This is a genomic window from Aeoliella straminimaris, from assembly GCF_024054565.1.
Taxonomy (GTDB): Bacteria; Planctomycetota; Planctomycetia; order Pirellulales; family Lacipirellulaceae; genus Aeoliella; species Aeoliella straminimaris.
The window spans coordinates 1-21014 of sequence record NZ_JAMXLR010000092.1; the positions used below are offsets into that span (position 1 = coordinate 1).

Genomic DNA, 21014 nt, shown 5'->3' on the forward strand with positions numbered 1-21014 from the left:
TTGAAAGTCGCGCTGCAAATGGATGTCTTGCGCTGTAAAACTCCCGAACTGGTTCGCAAGGAGATCTGGACTCACGTGCTGGCCTACAACCTGATTCGGACCCTCATCGCCCAAGCTGCGACGAAACATGAACTTTTACCCCGGTCCATCAGCTTCAAGGCGACCATGCAGCTGCTGGAGGCGTTCCAGCCGCTTCTGGCGATGGCGAAGCGATCGCAAGAAGAAAGGACCACCCTCTACGGGCAACTCCTCGATTCGGTCGCCGTGCATCGAGTTGCCGACCGTCCCGACCGCTTCGAACCGCGACTCCGCAAACGAAGATTCAAGAAATACGACTACATGATGACGCCTCGCAAGGAGGCCAAACGCGAGATGCTGAAACAACTTAGGAAAAAGTAAGCGACATTCGATGGTCCACCCGCTGCGCACTCAGCCTTCAATTTCGTGCGGTCGGTCATTGCACCGATGCGCCTGAGGTCTACTCTACGGCGGCATGGGATCGCATGGGCACCTTACTCCCTAGTGCTTCTTTCGCCTTCCGGTCGCGCTTCACGGGCTGAGCGCTTCTTCAGCTCCTCGGCGATGTCGTACCGGCCCTGTTCCTTTGCGTAGTCGACGGCTGTGGATCCTGTCGCATCCCGATGGTGAGGGTCGGCGCCGGCCGCATGCAACCGTAGTACAATGTCCCAGTGGCCTTCCATCGCGGCATAGTTGATTGCTGTAAAACAGTCCTTTTCTTGATAGTCAACGTATGCGCCGTGCTGGAGGTACAGTTCAATGGCACGGAGGTCTCCATCATACGCGGCGTCCATTAATGGCGTCGTGTCATATCCTCCGGTTCCGAATCCGCGATCAACCTGCGCACCCAGGGCAATCAACGCAGCGAACATGAAAGTGTCTCCGCGTTCTGCCGCTCGTACCATGCGGTCGTCCAGCGATGGCCCGGACCACCAATTGTAGGCACAGAGAAACAGTGCCACTACAACGGTCATCAGGAGAAGTTGCCGGATACTGAAGCGGAATCGGAGGTTTGTCATGACTGATTTCAGCTGCCCGGGCGTCTATGCCAGACGCTGGCCGATGAGCTGATGCCTTCAAGGCGTGCTTCGCGGGGTATACTTACCGTTCAACCTAAACATCCTTTTACCACCTTGATCGGTCATAGTTGTTCGCACACGAATCGTGCCATCCTCGCCACACGATGCTGTCGTCGAGATCTTCTCATCGCCGCAGGCCTCCCAATTCATGGTTTGACTCGAAGGATCCCAGCTACCAACTGCATCTCTTGTAAAACCAGAAGAGGCGAATAACCAACACCTGTAGACCTTTCGCTGCTGATCGTAGGTCATTAGCAATCTAACGTCGATGCCTCCAGATCCGTCGGGGGCGCCCAGGACCAGGGATTGCTCCACGAATCTGCGCTCGAGGACCCATTTTCCGGTAGCGTGGCCCACGCCAACCCCCTTGTCACCGGGGCTATCTCCCTCGGACGAGAACAGCACGTTCCACGAACCAACGAAGTTCTCCAAAGGGACCAGTTCAGGCGTCCGCTGCGTTTGGCCTTCAGCGGCAGAGAGGCGAGACGACCCACAGCACACAATGCCCAAGATCAGCAAGAGAATGCTCGGACGGTTCATTGGACAAAACTCCCAGTCACGGTTTTTGCTGCTCAATTTTAATCGCTTCGATCCCGTCGGCGTCGCTATCGGATTGTTCGCCCGATTTCTCCAACTCTTCCGCCCGCTTCAGATCCGCATCGGCTTTCTTGTCCTCGCCCAGCACGCGCCATGCGATTGCGCGTTGGCGATACATCGCCGGACGGTCCGATTCGTCCGCGCTCTCAATCCAGCTTGTAAAACCGCGCACAACCGCCGCGGCTTCTTCTCGAATGAGTTCGACCATGGCGTCACGGCCAAGCTCCTTGGCCAAGTCCAACGCGGTCCGGCCCTGGTTGTCCTTCAGCAGCGAGTTGGGGCCTGCAAAGGGGCTGTCCCAGCTCTTGTGATTGTGGCTAGACGCGAAGTAACTCATGAGCGTCATTTGGTTGTTCTCGATCGCGTGCATCATCGTCGTGCGTCCATTGTTGTCCTGTCTGTTGTCATCAGTCGCGTCGATAGACGGCCAGAGTTTTCGGAACCAATCCACGTTGCCATGTGCGGCGGCCTTCATCTGCGCGGTCTCGCCTGAGTTATCTTGCGCGTGCATGGCGATCTTGAACCTCCCGATGATCGGTGTGCCGCCGGGCAGCAGGCGATGATCGACTCCAGGCAGCTCACGGAACGCCTGCTCGCGACGCTCATTTGGAGGGAAGATGTTCGCAGCGCTCTCGACGCTCTGGAGCGATTCGAGCACCGAGTTGCGTCCATTCTCAGCCGCGTACATAAGTGCGGTCTTCCCGAAGTCGTCGCGTTCATTGACATTCGCGCCCAGCAGCACGAGCGTCGCCGCAAGCGAAGCGTGGCCGCTCTCCGCAGCCTGCATCAGCGGTGTCCGTCCCGCTGCGTCCTTGTCATTCACGCTCGCCCCCTCATCTAAAAGCCGCTTCACTTCGCTCACTTCGCCCCGCCGCACGGCGTCGAGCAGCGGAGTCGACGCAGGCTCATTACTAGAGGGCGGCTCAGGCCTGTCATCTCTGGAAATCGGTTGGTTGTCGTCATTGCTTGGGTCTGCGGGCTTGATATCAGCAGCTGGATCAGTTAGTTCCTCGCTCCCCTGGGGCTTATGTCCTTCTTTTGTGGCCGAGGCGAATTTCGCCATCTTGTCGAAGTTCTTATCGGTCACATGCCGGCATATTAGTACGGCAAGGATCGCTAGAATTGCCCAGAACCCTGCAACAACCTGTGGTGTTAACCACCTCTGAATCGGTCCTCCCCGCGACTGAACCTTCCTGATGCGCCAGAACGCGTAGTAAGCAAAGATGCCCAACGCACCCAGCAACGCCGATGACGCAAACAATCGGAACTGCGGCCTAGAACTAAAGCCTGATTCGTTCGACTCGCGATCGAATCGATACCAAGGTGAAGGCCATCCCAGTTGCACCGAGGCCGAAATTGAGCCGGTCCGAGTTTCTCCACCGATTCGGCTGGCTGGAGTCGATTCGCTATATCCTGATCGGTAGAAGACCGCAGCCATACCAGCAAGGTGAGCCGCCAGTAACAGGGCCAGTACTGCGTTGGTGAACCAATTGTTGCGTTCAGACCACCACGCATCCCAAGCCGTGCGGATCGTACTCGGCGAGGGCAGCGCTTCGCTCCCAAGAGCGCTATCGCTCTGATCAATGCCGGCTAGGAGTGTCGCTTGGCGAGCGAACTCCGCTGATACGCGCCGTAGACGCACGTAGTCGCTCGTCATCCACTCGACGCCGATGGTGTATCGAACGAGTCGCAACACGGGAACGAGATAGACAATTAGACCAACAATCGCGCCCAGCAACGGACCGATTATAACGGCGGGCGACTTAACCTCGAAGAATGGATAGACGAGGCCGAACCCAACTAGTCCCAGCAACGGAGCCGCGATCCAGGCCGTGCTTGCGAACCAAACGAGGCGACGCCGCGCTTCGCGGTGGGTGGGGCAGATGGGGCATGCCATGCGCATCTTCTGAGTGGTCAGCCAGATGACGATCAACCCCGGAAAGAACCCGCAGAAGAGACCTATGATGCTCAACAAGCTCGCCCACTCCGGCTGATATTCGAAGTCCTTGTTAACTCGCTCGACCGTATGCCTGCCGCACACGATACAACAGTCCGGTAGGCGGTCGTTGTCGATCTGTTCACGCGTGAGTGTAACCCAGTCGCGACCGCCATGACTGGGCAATTCTTCACCTTGGTTCCGTAGTTCGGAATGTGCGGTTGCGCTCTGGACAGCCGCGTCGGATAGTGCATGTTCAACCTTGTTAGTCGCTAAACATGGGGCAATGGAGATCGCCTCCACATCTGTTCTTATGTCACTTGCCTGTTGGTATCGACGTTCCGGCTCACGAGCCAGCGAACGCAGCACGACTTCATCAAGCCGCACGTCAACTTCGACCTTCTTCGATGGCGGATCGAAGTGACCAATCGGTGCCTCGCCGGTGAGCATTTCATAGAACACCACGCCCAGGGAGTAGATGTCCGCGCGGTGGTCGACCGAATGCGAGCCTTCCAACTGTTCGGGTGCCATGTAGCGAAGCGTGCCCATCACTTGATGCGTGCCGGTGAGTGTAAACTCCGCTTCGGACCGAGTCGCCAGCTTGGCAAGGCCGAAGTCGGCAATCTTCACTCGGCCCTGTTTGTCCAGCAGGATGTTTTCCGGCTTGATGTCGCGGTGCACCACGCCCTCATCGTGGGCGTACTGCAACGCATCACAAATCTGTGGCACTATCGTCAGAGCCTGCTCAGGAGTCAGTTCGCCGCTGCGGATCAACTGCCGCAGGTTCACGCCGTCGACGTACTCCATCAGGAAGTAGTAGAGTGGTTGGGCGGGCTCGTCGACCCCTGGGGAGTACTCGACTTCGCCGAAGTCGTACACGGACACGATTTGCTGATGGCTCAAGCGGGCGAGTGTTTTTGCCTCTCGGTTGAATCGCTCGGCAAACGCCGGGTCGTATGTTGCCTCGGGGCGGATAATTTTGAGCGCAACGAGCCGGTCGAGATTCGTCTGCCGAGCCAGGTAGACTGCGCCCATGCCCCCTTGGCCGAGCAGTTCACGAATCTCAAGTTGAGGAAACTTGTCGGCAAGTGCCTCCGGCAAGGGCGGCAGGAACCCCGTGCCGGGCGACGGACTATCAATGGTGGGCGCCTCGGGATCCGACTTCGGTCGATTGGTTTCGCTGCCTGCTTCGCTTTCCAATCCCGCCGCCACCAAGCACTTTGGGCACAGGCCCGCCGGGGCGTCATCCGGCAGCTCCGCGCCACAATTCGGGCAGTTTTGCGGATCATTCATCACGATTCTCCAACTGAAGGAGGTGCTCTACCTTTCAGTACCGGATTCCTGGTTGAGCGTAACAAGATTTTCTGGGCGGTTTTCTGGAGGCTATCCCCCCATGCTGGCCAAAAGCCGCCCAATTTCCTCGTCCACCTCCGTTTCATCCGCCACGGTGCGAGCCACCTCTTCACGAAACAGTTGTCGATAACGCTTCCGTAGTCGGTAGGCTGCCTGTTTGGCCGCTTCCGGACTGATGCTCAACGCCTCCGACGCCTGCTGGTAGTCGACCGCCTCCGCATCGCCCATCAATCCCGCCTTAAGGTATTCAAAATGCTCTTGCTTGCCGGCGTCGTCCAGCTCGGCTTGCAGCCGCTTCAGTACGCGGTCCAGCATGGTCGTGACCCACCGCCGCTCGAACAATTTCTCGGGCGTCAATTCGTGGGAGGGTTCCAATCGAAACTTCGACTCGCCAGCGTCTAAGTCCAGTGACAACTTAAGCCGCCGCCCTCCGCGTTTCTCCGCGTGCTGCTTCTGCCACTCGTTAGCCAGGAAGTTCTTGATCGCGGTGAGCAAGAAAGCACGAAAGCGACCGCGGACGCGGTCAGCGCGGGCCACCGCGCCTTGTTCCAGGAGATGCACGAAAAATGCTTGCGTCAGGTCCTGGGCGTCGGCGACGTTCTTCACGCGACGCCGCACGTAGGCGTACAACGGGTACCAGTACGCCTCGCACAATTGGCTCAGCGCCGCTCGTGCATCGCTGTCTTCCGGCTGGCCCGCTGCGAGCACGATGCTCCACTGAGTCGTAGCGAAGTCGCGCCGGTTGGACGTATTCAGACGAGAAGGCTTATAAGGCGCCATGTCATCATTGTAGTCGGGCGACTATCCTTGGTGAATCTACATCTTTGATGGGTTCACGGGGACTTATCGCGACCTGTGAAAATGTGTCGAAAAGTAACTTTTACTCGCGGCCAGATTCCCTGGAAACTCCTGTTTCGAGCACTCTTTCCAGCCCGCCAAACGGCCTCCGCCAACTACGGAGGTGTAGCCACCGATTGCAGTTTCGCCGAACTCGAATTGCGATCGGTTGCATCGACTTCGCTCAATTACGATTCGGCGTTCGGCGCAGCGGTCTTCACGACCTCAGTAGTTAGCCAGCCCGCCAACCCACCGAAGTGGGGGGGGTAGCGACTCCATTCGAGCCGCCGCCAACTCCCCGCGGTGCAGCTCACCTCAGTAGTTTTGGAGTCATCAAACCCCGCGTCGGACACATCGTCCTGCGCAGGTTCGCGAATAGGCGATGCCATCCAGCAGCGCCGCTGGGTACTCAAAATTGTCGAGAGTTCGAGCTTCAGACCGATCGACCACGCCCCGGTGCCGGCCGGGGCGGCCGGCCTGCCGTTACGCCGCGCGGCGGTTCGCGCCGGGGACCTTTTTGCCCTTCAGTTGATAGACGTAAGCCAGCACTTCGGCCACCGCGGCGTAGCTGCCGTCGGGGACGGGGTGGTTGATCTCGACCTCTTTGTACAGCAACTGGGCCAGCGGTTTGCGTTCGACGATGGGGATGTTGTTCTCCAGGGCCAGTCGCCGGATGCGCTGGGCGAGCACGCCCGCGCCTTTGGCCACCACCACCGGGGCGGCCATCTGGCCATGCTCGTACTTGATGGCCACGGCCAGTTCCGTGGGGTTGGTGATCACCACGTCGGCCTGCGGCACGGCGCCCGACATGCGGTTCATGACCATCTGCCGCTGCACCTGGCGGCGGCGGGCGATGATCTGCGGATCGCCCTGCATGTTTTTCATTTCCTCTTTGACTTCCTGGTGCGTCATCTTCAGGTCCTGTTCGTGCTTCCACTTCTGGAAAGCGAAATCGAACAGTGCGAGCACCAACAATGCTCCGCCCACCCACAAGAGGGTGCTGACTGTGACTTCGACTAGCAGCATCGAGATCTGCGAGACGGTCAGCGCGCCGGCAAACATGATTTCGTCGCGACGCAGCCAAATGGCGATGCCGGCCACGCTCACCACCAGCAGTACCTTGAGCAGGCCAAAACCCAAACGCATGACGCCTTGCAGCGAAACGATTCGTTTGATGCCGGCCACCGGACTGATGCGGCTGAAGTCGGGCACCAGGCGTTCGGGCACGAACAGGAAGCCGACTTGAAACACGCTGGAGGCTGCGGCGGCCATCATCAACAGCACCATCAACGGCAACAAGGCGAATCCCGCCCCGCTGAGCACCTTCTCGACTTCGCCGGTAAGGATGGCGCGGTCGCCCGTGAGCGTGCCGACCTCGCCCACGTTGCGGTTGATCAGCTCGGCGGCCGCGTTGACAATGCCTGGCCCAAATCCCTTGAGCAAACCGGCGGCCACGAGCAATATCGCTGCCGAGCCGAGGTCCTGGCTGTACGCAACTTGCCCTTTGTCGCGGGCTTGTTGCCTGCGATGCGGGGTTGCGTCGAACGACTTTTCGCCGGACTGTTCTGGCATGCTATCGCGGCGTTGGGATTAGCCACCGACCTCGGCCGATACGGGGACCACGGCCGACTGCAGTTGTTCGAGCGTGGCCACGATGGGTTCCTGGAACAACCACGCTGCGCCGCCGATGGTGATCAGCAGCGCCGCGATCGTGATCATCGCGTTCAGGCCAAAGCCGACGGCCAGCACGTTGATCTGCGGCAGCGTGCGGGTGATGAGGCCCAGCAGCAGGGTGGAGAGGAACAGGGCGATCAACACTGGCGCCGAGGCGCGAATGCCGAGTTCGAAACTTTGTTGCAGGATGCCGACCATCATCTGGGCGAAGCTGTCGCCGAGCATGGCCCGGCCCGGCGGCGCCCACTCGAACGTGTCGAGCAGAGCAGCCATCACCATGCGATGTCCGCCCATGGCGACGAACACCGCCATCGTGGTGTAGTGAAAGATCTGGGTGAACACAGAGGTGCCCGCGTCGAAGTCGGGGCTGGAGATTTCCGCCAGCGACATGCCCGACATGTGGGCGATAATCTGGCCGGTCAGCTGCACACCGGCAAACAGGATTTGCATGCCGAGCCCCAGCATCGCGCCGATGAGGATCTCGTTGAACAACAGGCTGCCGAACGCCAGCAGATTCCAGGGACTGGTGTAGCTGAGGTGCGCGTAGAGCGGCATCACCAGTATCGAGAGCGTCACGGCCAACAGCCCCCGCACGGTGATGGGGACGGTTTCGAGCTTGAACAGCGGCGCAGTGGCGACCAGGGCTCCGATGCGAGCCAGCACCAGGGCGAACACCGCCACCTTGGTCAGCAGCATCGCTTCCAGCCATTCCATGGCGGGCGTCCTCTACTCGCCGGGGTTGGCGGTTACAAGTATAGCGGGATGTCGGTGATCAACTGCTGGCTGTACTCGATCAGCCGTTCGAGCAGCCAGGGCAGGGTCCAGGCCATGACCAGCACCATGGCCGCCAGCTTGGGCACGAACGCCACGGTTTGCTCCTGAATCTGCGTGAGCGCCTGGATCAGGCCGATCAACAGACCGACCACCATGCCCGCCAGCAGAACGGGCGCAGAGATAATCAGGGCGATGATCATCGCTTGGCGGGCCAGGTCGACGGCGTCTTGTGGGTCCATAGCGGTAGCGCGGCGTTAGACAAAGACTTCGAAACTCTGCAGCAGCATCTCGATTACCAGTCGCCAGCCGTCCACCAGCACAAACAGCAGCAGCTTGAACGGCAGCGAAATCAGAACCGGCGGCAACATCAGCATGCCCATCGAGATGGTGACGCTGGCAACAATGATGTCGAGAATCACAAACGGCAGGTAAATCTGAAAGCCGATCAGGAACGCGGTTTTCAGCTCGCTCAGCATGAACGCCGGCAGCAGGGCCTGTAGCGGCACCTCGCGTTCGTCTGGTTGAACGTCGTAGTAGGCGTAGTTGTCGTACAGTTCGCCCGTCAGAGGATCGATCTCGCTGGGCATGTAGCTGAGGAACAGTTCGACGTCGCCGTGGTTGTCGGTGCGTTCGATCTGCTGAGCCATGAACTTCCGCATGGGGGCCACGCTGCGAGTGAATGCCTCGTCGATGCCGATCTCGCCATCGCTGTAGGGCTTGATGCCCTGTTCGTAGCTTTGGTTCCAGACCGGCATCATCAATAGCAGCGTGACGAACATCGCGATCGACGTAATCACCTGGCTGGGCGGCAGCTGCTGCGTGCCCAGCGCCTGTCGCAACAGCCCCAACACCACCACGATGCGAACAAAGCTGGTGGTCATCAGCAGGATGGCCGGTGCCAGGCTCACCACGGTGAGCAACAGCATCACTTGCAGTGTGGAAGTCAGTCGCTCGGGTTTGGTCCAGTCGTCGGGACCGCCGACCTCTTCCAGCAGAGAGGTTTCGATAGTTGTCTGCTGCGCCATCGCGACCGGTGCTCCGCCCATCGGCAGTAGCACGGCGGCCAGCAGTACGAATTTGCCCACCAGGTTAGGCATAACGACGTCCTCCGTCAGGCGTGTCGCTTCCCAGGAAGCCGGGCTCGGTCTTCTCTTTGGCAAACTGACCGAAGATCTCTTCGAACTCCTTCTGGCTTCCCTTGGAGGAAGTCTTGGAGCAGACGGCCAGCAGTCGCACGACCTCTTGCGGATCGTCGATCTCGGCCAGCTTCTCCACGCCCGCCTGGGTGACGTGCACCAGTACGAGCTTGTTACCCAGTTGCAGCAGTTGACCAAACTGGCGAGAGCCCAGCGGCACGCGGCCCAGCAGGCGAACGGCCTCGGCAGGCAGCACTTGCGCACTGTTGGGCATGCCGCGTTTGACGAACCACGCCATCAGCATGAACAGTCCCACGACAAAGGCCAGGGCAGCCAGGGCCGTGGCTCCGGAGCTCTTGGCAAAGTTGTGCAGCAAATCGGCACTCTGCCCGCCAGCCAAGCGAGATGGTTTGGTGGTGTCGCTGCCCTCCGAGCCCAGGTGCAGCCGCCGACCTTCGTCGGACGTGGCGGCCTCGGCTTGTGGCTGTGGCTTGGCGGGGGGAGTGGCTCGCGGGTAGGCGGAAGGAGCACTATTGGCCGGGCGCGCCGAAGGACCTACCGCGTCGGTGGCTTCGACCGGCTCGGCGGTGCTCACGCGAGCAACGGCCAACAACAGGATCAGCACTAGCCAGGGCAGGGGGGATCGACTCGGAGGCATCTAGGTAGGACTCCATAAAGGCAGGAATTGCTTGGAGTCTTATAGAAAGCTACGGCCGAGCGAGCCAGGGCGATTGTGACGCCAACGGAGTAGAAGTCGGAGAGAGCGGCTTCCACCGGTGCGACTGCTAGCACTTGCAGCCGCGCACTCCTCGATGTTTAAGCGCAGGCACTGTCGCCGACGATCAGCTCGGTCACCCGCACGCAAAAATTGTCGTTCAGCACCAACACTTCGCCGCGGGCGATCATGCGGCCATTGACGTACAGGTCGACGGGATCACCAGCCAGCTTGTCCAGCGGCACCACAGCGCCCTGGCGAAGCCGCAGCACGTCTTCCAGGTGCATGTGGGTGCGGCCGAGCTCGATCTTCAGGTCGAGTTGCACGTCGCGCACCAGCTCCAGCGTGGCGGCCTCGTTGCTGGCAGGGCTGCCGCCGAAATCGTCCAGTTGGAACGGCGCCACACCCGGGGGCAGCTCCACCGGCGATTCAATCGAAGCGATCGCTTCTTCGGCTTGGTTTAGCAGCAACTCGATATCGTCCTGCGAAACGGTGCTCGAACCGGCCGGCGGTGCCGAGGAGGAAGACGACGACGCAGGGGCTGCGGCCGTTTGGGTAGTTGTTTTGGGCTGCTGGGGAGGCGGAGGCGGTGCGGCCGCTCCGGCGCTCGCCAGCATCGCGTCGAGTTCGGCTTGATCGAGCTTGGCACTCTTCTGCGTGGCGGGCGCGGGCGCTTTGTCAGCGGGTGGAGGAGGGGGCGGAGCGGGTTCCGATTCCTGGCTTCCGCCGCCAGCTTGCTGAGCCTGGGCCAGCAGCCGTTCGATTTCGTCTTGTCCTAAAGGGTCGTCAGCCATGGGAGTCCTTTCCCGTATCGAGACGAAATGAGCTATGTCTGGGGAGCCATTGCCTGCGGTCGATCAGCGTTCCACAAAGTTGAACTTGCTGAATAGCACTTCTTGCACTAATGGTTTGCCGAGCGCGCGATTGGTTTTCTCTAAAATCCGTCGTTTCAGCAACCCCAACTCGGCGTCGGTCAGCTCGGTCGAGTCGGCGCTGCCCAGGGTCATGATCACCTGCTCGCGGAGGCGGACCTTGTTTCGTTCGTAGCGGGTCTCAAAGCCACCTTGGTCGTCTGCTAGCACCACGCCAAACAGCTCGAAGTCCACGATCAGCGTGGTGTCGTTCTCGGGGTTGTAGCGTGTGACGTTGTAGCGTCCCAATTCGACCTCGATGGTCTCCTTGTCTGCTAGCGGCGAGGCTTGCTTGGCCTGGGCCGCGGCAGCCGCGGCGTCGTCTTCCACTTGCCCTTCTTCGGCGGCCACCAATCGGCGGGCCGTAGCTTCGGTGTCCTCGGCCGTCGGCACCAGCATCGAGGCGGCCACAACCTCCACCAAGACAATCACCGAGATGAATGCCACGGCTTTGATCAATCCGACGAGGCCAATTCGCTTTGCGGGTTGCGGTTCTGTGGTGGGTTCGTCAGCCATGTTTTCCTGTGCAAGATTGCGGAGAGGGCGCGTGCCCAAGGCAACCGGTGCCTGGTACAGGAAAATATAGGCCGCAAACGGAGAACCGTGACCCTTTTTTGAGGGTTCAAATCATTCGAGATCGGGGGATACAACCCGCTCGTCCCATATCAGTACTTCAACCCGCGCATTGCGCTTTCGGTCTTCCGGATCGAGGCCCAAGTCGACCGGTTCGTTGGCACCAGCCGAACCCAGCCGAATCCGTTCGGGCTCGATGCCCTGCTCGATCAGGTACTTCATCACGTTGTAGCAGCGGTTGTAGGCCAGGTCCCAGTGATCGCGCACCCCTTGCGCCGTGTCGACAGGACGCCGCGAGGCATGCCCCCGGATCTCGAGTTTCTGAGGTTTGCCAGCTACCTGCTGCGCAATGGTGCGGAGCTTCTGCTTGGCGTCGTCGGTCAGGTCGGCCGACAGTTCGTCGAAGTACACGACACCGCCGGTGGTGGAGTTGCGACCGTGGCGAACCGTTTGCACGCGATTGTGCTCGCCAGTCACGGCCGGCACGTCGTTGCCGCCGTCTTTCAGGTTCTTTCGCAGCGAACGCGACTGGCTGGGGGCGATGTAGGCGAGGCTGCTGTTGGCGTGCGAATGCCCCGGCAGGACCGCCGACATGGAAGTTTCATGCCCGAACTGCCGCCGCATCGACTCCAACATGGCCTGAAACCGCTCTTCTTCCTTCAACTCGCTCATCGACACCAGCATGATGAAGAACGTGAGCAGCAGCGACATCATGTCGCCAAACGTCACGACCCATTCGGCGACTCCAGGCGGCGGATCTTCTTCGATGGCCATGATGGTTCAGGAGCTGGAGGTTGAGATTGGCGAGGTTGCAACCAGTGGCGGGAAGCCATCGCTAGGCTGCTTCCTCGGCGGTCCGCTGTTTTGGCGGTATGAATGTATTGAGCTTCTGTTCGATCACTCGGGGGTTTTCGCCCGATTGAATGGCCATGATGCCGCGAATGACGATTTCCATAATCATTAGCTCCTGGCGGTTGGTGAAACCAAGCTTCTCGGCAAATGGCAGGAAGACGACGTTGGCCGCTATGGCACCGTACATGGTGGTGAGCAACGCGACCGCCATGCCGGCGCCAATTTTCGAGGGGTCGCTCATGTCGCCCAGCATAATCACCAGGCCCATCAATGTGCCGATCATGCCAAACGCAGGGGCAAACCGCCCCATGCAGTCGAGAATCGCTTTGCCATCGCGGTGCCGGGTGGCCACGGCGTCGAGTTCCGTCCGCAGGATGTCCTCCATCACTTCGGGTCGGGTGCCGTCGACGGCCATCTGTACGCCCAGGATGATGAACGGGGTGTCGATTTCCGGCAACTTGCTCTCGAGTGCCAGCAGCCCGTCGCGACGGGCAACTTCGGCCAGGCTGACGATCTGCTTAATCACGTCGCCAACCGGTTCCACCTTCCAGAAGAACACCTTCATGGTGACGCCGAAGACGCCCAGAAAGTTGGACAGCGGAAAGCAGATCAGCGCAGCCGCCACCGCCCCGCCGAACACCACCATTACGCTGGGGGCGTCGAAGAAGGCACCGAACGAGCCACCACCCAGTACAATTGATCCAAGGATCAATGCAAAGGCGACGACTGTTCCAACGACGGATGCGATGTCCATACTAGGAAAGGCCAATCCAGCACGTTTCGAGCCTTAGACGGCTCGCGTGCTCGCAGGTATGAGTTGCTTGTGTTGGTGATACTCGACCGTGCGGTGCACCACTTCCTCCAGTGGTTCCTTCACCACAATGTGATCGCCCGTGGTGAGCGTCACAAACGTGTCGGGCAGCGCCTCGACGTACTTAATCAACTCCGCATTGAGCACAAAGGGCTCTCCGCTCAGCTTGGTGAGTTGTATCATCGTCGTGTCCTGCCAAACCGGAACATCCCGGACAACCGGCCCCGCGCCGGTCTGATATCTCTCGTTTACCGTAGCTCACGAACCGAGGCACGGAGCCAGGCGGGCGTTACTAGTCGGTCGAATTCTCGGCTAACCGACTAGTGTATTACTGATTGATTACCTCCGCAGCGCCAGCAACTCGTCCAGCAGGTCTTGCGAAGCACTGATTACCCGAGCGCCACCACGGTACTGGGTGGACGCCAGGATCAGCTCGATCAGGTTCTGACCAATGTCAGAGTTGGATAGTTCGACCGCGCCGGCGGTAAGGGTGCCGATGCCATCTTCGCCCGGCTTGCCGAAGATCGGCTCGCCGGAGTTCACGCCCACGGCAAACTGGCTGTCGCCCACCTGGGCCAGACCACTGTTATTGGCAAAGCGGGCCATCATCAACTGGCCCACGATACGCTGGGTGCCGTTGGAGAACTGGCCCTGGATCAGTCCGTCTTCGGAAATCAGGAAGTCGGTCAGTACGCCGGGCGGAAAGCCGTCCTGGCTGGTCACGTTCAGCGAACTGATGTTGTTGCCCAACGCATCGACTTCGCCGAGCGACTTGACCGACGAATAGTCGAGATCGATCACCAGGGGAGATTCCGATGCGGTTAACGTGCGGTCGATGTTGATCGTGGCCGAGGTATTCTCGTCCAGGTCGCCGTTCTGGTCGAACACCAGGACGCCGTCGCCCACGACCGTCGACACACCATCCAGAGGTTCGTTCTGCGACGTCGTGGCGTACCAGCGGTAGGTAGTGCTATTGCCCGTCTTTTCCTCCAGCACCGTGGTGACGCGGATGCTCAGCGGCAAACCGAGGCTGTCGTAGACAATGAACTCGGTGGAAGTACCCGGACCGTCGGCCGTTTGCGAGGAGTTGAATCCCAGGGGAATCGTCTGGTTGGCCGTCTTCCCCTCGGGCACCACCTTAAAGGCGGTCAGCGGGATGCTGATCGCGTTCTCTTCACCGTAGTTGCTGACCACCTCGAGTCGGCCATCGGCGGTGATGGTAACGCCGGCGGTCGGGCTGTCCGGGGGATTGCTGGGGAAGGGATTCGTGCTATCGATATCCGATACCGCGGAGAGTCCCAACGCGTCGTCGACGAACGACATCAGATTTCCCAATGTCGTATCCTCGGTGATGTCGAGGTACTTCGTCGACAGGGTGACACCATCCTTCTGGCCGGCGAATGAGAGCTGCCCCGGTACAAACGGGCTGCTGTACGAGTCGCCTTCGCGAGTGAGGATGTCAACCAGTCTGGTCGATGGCGAAGGGGGTGGACCGTCCAGGTTGATTTCGTCCTGGGTGGCATGTTCGGTGCCGCTCATGGTGTCGACGTACGAGTCGACAAAACTGCCACTTCCCGGGGCATCCAACTCCGCGACCCGGCGGAAGTCGATACCATCTTCATTCGACCGGTAAATGCGTAGCTTGTTGTAGTTGGCGTCCGCGGGAGCGGGAATATCGCTCAAATCGAGTCGAACCCGCCCACCAGTCGACTCGGTGATCGAAACCGGGCCAATCTTCGAAGTGGGGCGCGTCTCCGTGCCGCTACCGGCGCTGTTGTAGAAGGTGACGTAGTAGCTGTAGGACCCCGGTTCGATCACGGACGTTTCGAGTGCATCCTGCGCGACCAGGGTCGCATCGTCCATGGTGTCCGCAAAGGTGGTTGTAGTGTCCGCGTCATTGATCACTCCCACTTGGTAGTAGTCGCTGCCATCGGCTTCGGTCCGATAGAGCACGCGTTTTGTCCATTGGATGTTGTCAGCATCGGGCAAGCTCGAAATATCGATGGTTGCGTCGGTGGAGTTCGTCACCGTGAACGCAGAGGAATAGGTGCTGACGTTGTCATTGTCATCGAGGAAGGCAACACGATAGCTGTAGGTGCCGGACGTCGGACCTCCCACTCCGGCGGCGCCCTCGACCGCCGACGCTGGTGAAGGCACGGGAGAGGAGTCGACATCGGTGATGGTAAAGTCGGTGTCGTCGGGTGGCTCGATGGAGTTGTCGCCCAGGATGACCGATTGGACGATCTCTGGTTGTGATCCTTCGTCGACTGCCGGGTTGAGTACGCCGGTGAACAGGGCATTCTTTGTCGCCTGGGCAACACGTTCCTGTCCCAGCGGAATGACCAGCGGCTCGAGGTTGTCAGTCGTCAGATTGAACTCGTCATCCACGCCGTAGCCCAGCACGCGCTGGCCAGTGGCGGTCACCACTTCGTTGTTGGCGTTGAGTTGCAACTGACCATTACGGGTGTAAAGCCGCCCGGTACCGCTTTGCACGATGAGGAATCCATCGCCCTGAATGGCGACGTCCAACGGGTTGGAACTGATCTCGATGGTACCCTGCGAGAAGTTGGGGTTGATGGCGGCTACTTTCACACCCAGGCCAATCTGCCGCGGGTTCGTTCCACCCGAGTTAGGGTTGGGAGCGCCACCGATGCTGATGGTCTGCAGAAATTGCGTGGCGAACACCGCTTCGGATTCCTTGAACCCCACGGTGCTGCTATTGGCCACGTTGTTACCCACCACGTCGATGGACGTTTCGGCGGCTTGAAGACCGGTCAAGGCGGTGGTGAGTGCTGATTGAAGACCCATGGTCGTCTATCCTTATCGGCTGGAAATTGTAAGCTGGCGAAATGGCGGGGAAGGGGGCTATTCGCCAGGTGGTTCGATTTGAGCCACGTTATTCAAGGTGACTGTCACGCGGTTGGCAACGCTTAGCTGCTGTGGCGTCGTGCTCAGCACCGAGCCCCGCGCGCTGGAAGCCATCGAGTCGGTGAACGTCGACGTACTACCACTCTGGATCGTGCCCACGAGTCGGCGTTCGCCAGTACCAGTGTTGTCAGTGCGGTAAACGCGTTTTGGACCACTCGTCTCCGGCAAGTTGTTCACCTGGATGGAGCCATTGAATTCGCTGAGTGATTCGGTGTTGACCGAAACTTCGAAGCTGTACTCGGTGTCGTCGGCGCCATCCCACACCACTTCGTAGGTGTACTTGCCTTCGTCCACCTGACCTTCGCCTTCGCTTGCTGTGGCCACCGGACCCACGGCCAAGTCGAGCTTGGGCTGTCCGCCATCGATCGATACTCGCCGCACGTTGCCGGTCACCCGCTCGCCATCGGCCGTCAGCGCCACGACGTCGGCGCCGATCAGGTTCGTGGCGCTCGAGATATTCTGGCCCAACAGCACCGAGTCGAGTGTCTCGGTCAGTCGGTCGGTAGCACCCACTTCGCGAATCTGGCTGATCTGCGCCAGGAGTTCGTCGTTCTCCAGCGGGTTCAGCGGATCCTGGTTTTGCAGTTCGGCAATCATCAAGTCCAGAAACGAGTCGAGGTCCAGGTCATTCAAGGCGCTGGCGGTGCTCGACGACCGGTTGGACTGGGGGGAATTGGTGGTGGAGGATACTTGGCTCATCGCGAATCCTTGCGTAAGCGATCGTCGGCTGCCGGGCTACGCCACGGCGCTGAATTGACCATCGTGGTTGTTTTGGGCCCCACCAGTGGGCGTGGCAGGGGCCACGTCTCCAGAGGTGCGGGTGGAGTTCAATGTCGAACGTACTGCCCGCCCACCGCGGTGTTGCTGGTTGTTTTGTTGGTCCTGTTGGGCCTGCCAGTCGGGCTGTCCGCCGGAGTTTTGCTGACGCACATCCACTTCAAACTTGTCGACTCGTATCTCCTGGGCGGCCAACCGGTCGCGCAGCGCGGGCAGGTTGTCCAGCAGCACATTCTTGGCCGCGGCCGTTTCGGTCTCCAGCTTGGCCTGCAGGGCGCCGTCGTGCATTTTCAGCTCGATTCGCAGCGACCCGAGTTCGGGAGGGCTCAGGCGTAGTTGCACGTTGCCACCACGTTGTTCGGCGGCTTGAAAAGCGCGACTCACCCGCGATACGAACCGCTGTGGATCGACCTGCGGCGCGGAGTTCTGCGTTTGTTCCGTCTCGTTGCCCCGTCGCGCGGCCGGGCCAGTGGCTCGCTCGAGGATCGAATTGAAACTCGATGAATTCGGTGCCGGTTTCTCGCGCGTTTCTGCCTGACCTGCGTCCGCATCGCGTTCGCCGGACAGGTCTTGCCGTGTTTCGGTTTCCACTTCGGGCGGACGCTCGGGCGATGGCTGGACGGCTTCGACCGGCTGGGGTTCGCCGCGCTTGTTGCCATCTTCGCGTTTGGCTGGCCCATCGGTGGGGGGTGCCGGTTTGTCCACCGCAGCGGTGGTGGCGGTCGCTTGGACGGCTGTCTTTTGCGGCGTGGTGGGGTCCTGGTCGGCAATGTTCGCCGGATCGCCCACGGAACGTTCACCAGTGTCGGACGACTCATTCGTGGCGACTTGAACCGGTGCGGAGTTGTCGCTGGATTCATCGCCCTCGCCGGTCGTGGCGGTTTGTGCCTGTGCCTGGACTGGCTGGCCCTCGCCTTGCTGGTCGGCGGCGGCTTCGGTTTCCGCCAGCAGGCCCTCGCCTGGGGTGGTTGTCGAAGAGGGGGCGTCCTCGGTAGTCGCTACGTTTCGCGCCAGTTCGGGGTCCGACGGCTGCTCGTTGTCGGCGTCCGGCAGTACGCCCGCCACCTCTACCTTGTTGAACTCACCATCCAGTTGCTGGGCGGTCGCTTCTTCCACGGCAATTTGCTCGGCGGCGGCGTTCGAGACCACCAATGTGTCTTCGGCATCCGGGGCCTCCGCGCTTTCCTGTTCGCTGTCCGAATCGCCTTCGCGCTGAGTCGCTTCGGTGTTCTCGGCCCGGTTGTCGTCGTCGGCCGAATGCTGCTGGGCTTCGACAGTGTTGCTATCGGCGTCGGACTCGTCTTGCCGCTGGCTTTGGGTTGACTCCTCGGCCCGTGGGGGGGGAGTCGTTTCGCTATCTTGCACCGCCACTTGCAGCGAGTCGACGAAGTTGGACCGCGCAGCAGTCGGCTTGCTGCCGGGGGCGGCCGGCGCGGCGACAATGGTGAACACGTTGATGGGTGTCGTAGGCATGGTTTCGGTGCTCGTCGAGCACGCCGATGGTTAATCTTCGTCTTCGGGAATTCGAAGTCGATCCAGCATGTTTTCGATTTCGGGTCCTTCCGGATAACCGTCCAGCATCAACTGCAACAGCTTGTGGTACTGTTCGAGCTCTTCATCGGTTTTGAACTGACTGAGGATCTTCTGCAGTCGGCTGGGCTGCATTTCCTTCATCAGCACGATGACGTCGCGCTCGCCACCAGGTTCTTCCAGGAACTGCAGCAGCAGCTTCTTGGCCTCTGTGGGCCGAATCGACTGCAGCTGGCTGACCACTGCCGCCAGATTTTCTTCGGACGCCAGTTGTTTCTGTTGGTGCAAGCGCTGTTGCAGTTCGTTGGCCATCTGGTCGTACCGCTGACGTCCTTCGTTGATGTCGCGAAAGCTCCGTTCGAACTCCTGCGTGCCGACTTTCAAGGCGTGCATTCTCACTTCGTAGTCGCGCAGCTTGATCTCACGCATCATCGACATGTCGGCCATCGAAGCCTCTTCGCGAGGCACTTCGACTTCGCCGACCTTAGATTCTTCGGCAATCTCCTCCAGGTCGATGTCGTGCATCAAGGCAAGAATGTGAAACATCTTTTCATTGGTCAGCAAGTGCGTGTTCCACAGGTACAACAACCCCAACGCGGCGGCAATCAAAGTTGCCGTCGACACGTAGCCAACGATGGAAAATAGGGCTCGCATGGTTGAGCTGTGGTGAAAGTGATGTGGTTATCGCAGCTGCTGGCGACGTCGCAGGAACTGTTGGGTGGCAATTTCGTCCATCAGTTTCTGTTCGCGGACTTGCTCGGCACGATCGAACTGTTTCTTGCGCCGCTGGTCAATCTTCTCCACGACGCGTACTTGCTGCTCGGCCGCCGCCAGGTCGGCACGGCGGCGTTCGAGTTCCGCGGCAATCGCTTCCTGCTGCTTGGCGAGGCTCGCGGCTTGGGACTTGAGCACCAACTCGTAGCGTTCGCTGTCGAGCAATTGCCGGACGTCCAGACCCTCGGCCCGCACGGTTCGCTGGTGCTGCTTGGCGTCGCTTAATTCCAGGGCCACGGCACTGGCCTGCTCGTCGACCGCCGCCTCGGCACGCAGCGCATCGGCCACTCGGGCTTGCTGCGCGTCGCGAGCAAACGAGCGGATGCGGTGCAGGGCCGCGAGGTTGGAACGGTATTTGGCCATAAAGGTGACTTACGAGGTTCAGGCGGCGGTTGGTGCCGGTGTGGGTGCGGGGCCGCTCAGGATGGCTTGTGCGCGGGCAGCCAGGGCCAGCAGCAGTTCGGTGGAGTCTTCAAGGCGGCACTCCTCGTCGGGCGATTGTTGCAGCACCGCGGCGATGGCTTCGCGCATGTCGATGGCGGCGTCGATCGCTTTGTTCGATCCCCGCCGATACGCTCCCACCGAAATCAGATCTTCGTTGTCGCGATAGACGGCCATCAGCTTGCGAATGGTCGCTGCGGCCGCCACGACTTCGGGCGTCGAGATGTCGTTCATCAAGCGGCTTATGCTCTCCAGCACGTCGATCGCCGGGTAGTGTCCACTGGAAGCCAGCGATCGCGAGAGCCAAAGATGGCCGTCCAGTAGACCTTGCATGGTGTCGGCCACCGGATCGGCCCGATCGTCGCCTTCCACCAGCACCGAGTAGAACGCCGTGATGCTGCCATGCCGGTTGCGGCCGGCGCGTTCCACCAGCTTGGGCAGCGTGGCGAATACCGAAGGGGGAAAACCACGCGTGGCGGGAGGCTCGCCCGCCGCCAGGCCAATCTCGCGCAGCGCCGTGGCGAACCGCGTGACCGAGTCGATCAACAGCAGGACGTTCTTGCCCTTATCGCGATAGTGTTCGGCGATGGCCGTCGCGGTGTGGGCCGCTTGTACTCGCGAGACGGCCGGTTCGTTGCTGGTGGCGCAGACAATCACACTGCGGGCCAGTCCTTCGGGGCCGAGGTCGCGTTCGATGAAGTCGTTGAGTTCCCGGCCACGCTCGCCCACCAGGGCGATGACGTTCACGTCGGCCTCGGTGTAGCGGGTCAGCATGCCTAGTAGCACGCTCTTGCCGACTCCGGCGCCCGCAAACACACCCATCCGCTGCCCGCGTCCGCACCGCAGCATGCTATCGACGGCGCGGATTCCCGTGGCGAACGTTTCGTCGATGCGAGGGCGCTCCGCCGGAGGTGGTGGATCCTGCTCGACCAGCGTGCGTTCAGTCAGCATTGGTTGAGGGCGACCATCCACACAGCGGCCATGGGCATTGATCACGCGACCCAGCAACGCGTCGCCGATGCGCACATGTCGCAGCGTGGCGACCAGCCGTACTTGTGCGCCGCGACGAATGCCTACCAGGCTTTCGTAGGGGAACACAATGGTGCGGTTTTCGCGAAAGCCGATAACCTCCGCCCGGACGTGTCCGCCACTGCTGCGTTCGATGACGACTACCGATCCAACCGGAGCCGGAAAATCGGCCACGGCGGCCGTCCCGCCGCTGGTTTCCATGACGCTACCCACCAGGCGAGTGGGCAATGCGCGGTCGAGCGTGTTGAGGTAAAAGTACATGTTCTTGG

General features: G+C 60.5%; 19 protein-coding genes and 1 pseudogene. 1 reads left to right on the forward strand and 19 read right to left on the reverse strand.

From position 1 onward, the window contains the following. Positions 1-399: pseudogene (locus NG895_RS25835) on the forward strand (IS4 family transposase); the annotation flags it as partial. Positions 400-512: 113 nt separating this feature from the next. Here the strand turns inward: NG895_RS25835 and NG895_RS25840 are convergent. From NG895_RS25840 to NG895_RS25930, 19 genes are all read right to left on the reverse strand, one after another. Continuing rightward, entirely contained in the window at positions 513-890 is a 378-nt protein-coding gene (locus NG895_RS25840; protein ID WP_252855450.1) for an ankyrin repeat domain-containing protein, read from the reverse strand. Positions 891-1653: 763 nt separating this feature from the next. Further along, positions 1654-4923 (reverse strand): protein kinase domain-containing protein, encoded by a 3270-nt coding sequence (locus tag NG895_RS25845; RefSeq protein WP_252855451.1) that lies wholly within the window; start codon positions 4921-4923, stop codon positions 1654-1656. Between the two features lie 90 nt (positions 4924-5013). Further along, positions 5014-5763, reverse strand: coding sequence for an RNA polymerase sigma factor (locus NG895_RS25850; RefSeq protein ID WP_252855452.1), 750 nt, complete (start codon positions 5761-5763; stop codon positions 5014-5016). Positions 5764-6303: 540 nt separating this feature from the next. Beyond that, entirely contained in the window at positions 6304-7392 is a 1089-nt protein-coding gene (gene flhB / locus NG895_RS25855; protein ID WP_252855453.1) for a flagellar biosynthesis protein FlhB, read from the reverse strand. Between the two features lie 18 nt (positions 7393-7410). Next, positions 7411-8208 (reverse strand): flagellar biosynthetic protein FliR, encoded by a 798-nt coding sequence (locus NG895_RS25860; RefSeq protein ID WP_252855454.1) that lies wholly within the window; start codon positions 8206-8208, stop codon positions 7411-7413. Positions 8209-8240: 32 nt separating this feature from the next. Continuing rightward, positions 8241-8507, reverse strand: a complete 267-nt coding sequence (fliQ, locus tag NG895_RS25865; RefSeq protein WP_252855455.1) for a flagellar biosynthesis protein FliQ — start codon at positions 8505-8507, stop codon at positions 8241-8243. A 15-nt stretch (positions 8508-8522) separates the two neighbouring features. Continuing rightward, positions 8523-9365 carry a flagellar type III secretion system pore protein FliP gene (fliP, locus tag NG895_RS25870; protein ID WP_425267263.1) on the reverse strand — a complete coding sequence of 281 codons (843 nt, stop codon included), beginning with the start codon at positions 9363-9365 and terminating at the stop codon, positions 8523-8525. Beyond that, positions 9358-10062 carry a FliO/MopB family protein gene (locus NG895_RS25875; RefSeq protein WP_252855456.1) on the reverse strand — a complete coding sequence of 235 codons (705 nt, stop codon included), beginning with the start codon at positions 10060-10062 and terminating at the stop codon, positions 9358-9360. Before NG895_RS25875 ends, fliP begins: the two co-directional genes overlap by 8 nt. 158 nt (positions 10063-10220) lie before the next feature. Next, complete coding sequence (fliN, locus tag NG895_RS25880) at positions 10221-10913, reverse strand: flagellar motor switch protein FliN (protein WP_252855457.1); 693 nt, start codon at positions 10911-10913, stop codon at positions 10221-10223. A gap of 63 nt (positions 10914-10976) precedes the next feature. Next, a complete protein-coding gene (locus NG895_RS25885; protein ID WP_252855458.1) occupies positions 10977-11546 on the reverse strand; it encodes a flagellar basal body-associated FliL family protein in 570 nt (189 codons plus the stop codon). Between the two features lie 111 nt (positions 11547-11657). Beyond that, the gene (locus NG895_RS25890) at positions 11658-12377 is read right to left on the reverse strand and encodes an OmpA/MotB family protein (protein ID WP_252855459.1); all 720 of its coding nucleotides are present in this window, start codon (positions 12375-12377) and stop codon (positions 11658-11660) included. A gap of 61 nt (positions 12378-12438) precedes the next feature. Beyond that, positions 12439-13209: a motility protein A gene (locus NG895_RS25895; RefSeq protein WP_252855460.1), complete on the reverse strand. Its 771-nt coding sequence runs from the start codon at positions 13207-13209 to the stop codon at positions 12439-12441. Positions 13210-13242: 33 nt separating this feature from the next. Beyond that, positions 13243-13449 (reverse strand): flagellar FlbD family protein, encoded by a 207-nt coding sequence (locus NG895_RS25900; protein ID WP_252855461.1) that lies wholly within the window; start codon positions 13447-13449, stop codon positions 13243-13245. 156 nt (positions 13450-13605) lie between these two features. Continuing rightward, entirely contained in the window at positions 13606-16074 is a 2469-nt protein-coding gene (locus NG895_RS25905; protein ID WP_252855462.1) for a flagellar hook-basal body complex protein, read from the reverse strand. Between the two features lie 57 nt (positions 16075-16131). Continuing rightward, positions 16132-16893, reverse strand: coding sequence for a flagellar hook capping FlgD N-terminal domain-containing protein (locus NG895_RS25910; RefSeq protein ID WP_252855463.1), 762 nt, complete (start codon positions 16891-16893; stop codon positions 16132-16134). A gap of 36 nt (positions 16894-16929) precedes the next feature. Next, positions 16930-18444 carry a flagellar hook-length control protein FliK gene (locus NG895_RS25915; RefSeq protein WP_252855464.1) on the reverse strand — a complete coding sequence of 505 codons (1515 nt, stop codon included), beginning with the start codon at positions 18442-18444 and terminating at the stop codon, positions 16930-16932. Positions 18445-18474: 30 nt separating this feature from the next. Beyond that, positions 18475-19155, reverse strand: coding sequence for a hypothetical protein (locus NG895_RS25920; protein ID WP_252855465.1), 681 nt, complete (start codon positions 19153-19155; stop codon positions 18475-18477). A 27-nt stretch (positions 19156-19182) separates the two neighbouring features. After that, complete coding sequence (locus tag NG895_RS25925; protein ID WP_252855466.1) at positions 19183-19638, reverse strand: flagellar export protein FliJ; 456 nt, start codon at positions 19636-19638, stop codon at positions 19183-19185. Positions 19639-19656: 18 nt separating this feature from the next. Next, positions 19657-21006 carry a FliI/YscN family ATPase gene (locus tag NG895_RS25930; RefSeq protein WP_252855467.1) on the reverse strand — a complete coding sequence of 450 codons (1350 nt, stop codon included), beginning with the start codon at positions 21004-21006 and terminating at the stop codon, positions 19657-19659. Positions 21007-21014 lie beyond the last annotated feature (8 nt).

Coding starts and splice junctions, on each gene's coding strand:
- fliQ (WP_252855455.1), bottom strand. CDS start 8,507: ATGGACCCACAAGACGCCGTCGACCTGGCCCGCCAAGCGATGATCATC.
- fliN (WP_252855457.1), bottom strand. CDS start 10,913: ATGGCTGACGACCCTTTAGGACAAGACGAAATCGAACGGCTGCTGGCC.
- NG895_RS25895 (WP_252855460.1), bottom strand. CDS start 13,209: ATGGACATCGCATCCGTCGTTGGAACAGTCGTCGCCTTTGCATTGATC.
- NG895_RS25930 (WP_252855467.1), bottom strand. CDS start 21,006: ATGTACTTTTACCTCAACACGCTCGACCGCGCATTGCCCACTCGCCTG.
- NG895_RS25875 (WP_252855456.1), bottom strand. CDS start 10,062: ATGCCTCCGAGTCGATCCCCCCTGCCCTGGCTAGTGCTGATCCTGTTG.
- NG895_RS25860 (WP_252855454.1), bottom strand. CDS start 8,208: ATGGAATGGCTGGAAGCGATGCTGCTGACCAAGGTGGCGGTGTTCGCC.
- NG895_RS25840 (WP_252855450.1), bottom strand. CDS start 890: ATGTTCGCTGCGTTGATTGCCCTGGGTGCGCAGGTTGATCGCGGATTC.
- NG895_RS25890 (WP_252855459.1), bottom strand. CDS start 12,377: ATGGCCATCGAAGAAGATCCGCCGCCTGGAGTCGCCGAATGGGTCGTG.
- NG895_RS25910 (WP_252855463.1), bottom strand. CDS start 16,893: ATGAGCCAAGTATCCTCCACCACCAATTCCCCCCAGTCCAACCGGTCG.
- NG895_RS25900 (WP_252855461.1), bottom strand. CDS start 13,449: ATGATACAACTCACCAAGCTGAGCGGAGAGCCCTTTGTGCTCAATGCG.
- NG895_RS25885 (WP_252855458.1), bottom strand. CDS start 11,546: ATGGCTGACGAACCCACCACAGAACCGCAACCCGCAAAGCGAATTGGC.
- NG895_RS25915 (WP_252855464.1), bottom strand. CDS start 18,444: ATGCCTACGACACCCATCAACGTGTTCACCATTGTCGCCGCGCCGGCC.
- NG895_RS25850 (WP_252855452.1), bottom strand. CDS start 5,763: ATGGCGCCTTATAAGCCTTCTCGTCTGAATACGTCCAACCGGCGCGAC.
- NG895_RS25845 (WP_252855451.1), bottom strand. CDS start 4,923: ATGAATGATCCGCAAAACTGCCCGAATTGTGGCGCGGAGCTGCCGGAT.
- NG895_RS25905 (WP_252855462.1), bottom strand. CDS start 16,074: ATGGGTCTTCAATCAGCACTCACCACCGCCTTGACCGGTCTTCAAGCC.
- NG895_RS25925 (WP_252855466.1), bottom strand. CDS start 19,638: ATGGCCAAATACCGTTCCAACCTCGCGGCCCTGCACCGCATCCGCTCG.
- NG895_RS25920 (WP_252855465.1), bottom strand. CDS start 19,155: ATGCGAGCCCTATTTTCCATCGTTGGCTACGTGTCGACGGCAACTTTG.
- flhB (WP_252855453.1), bottom strand. CDS start 7,392: ATGCCAGAACAGTCCGGCGAAAAGTCGTTCGACGCAACCCCGCATCGC.
- fliP (WP_425267263.1), bottom strand. CDS start 9,365: ATGCCTAACCTGGTGGGCAAATTCGTACTGCTGGCCGCCGTGCTACTG.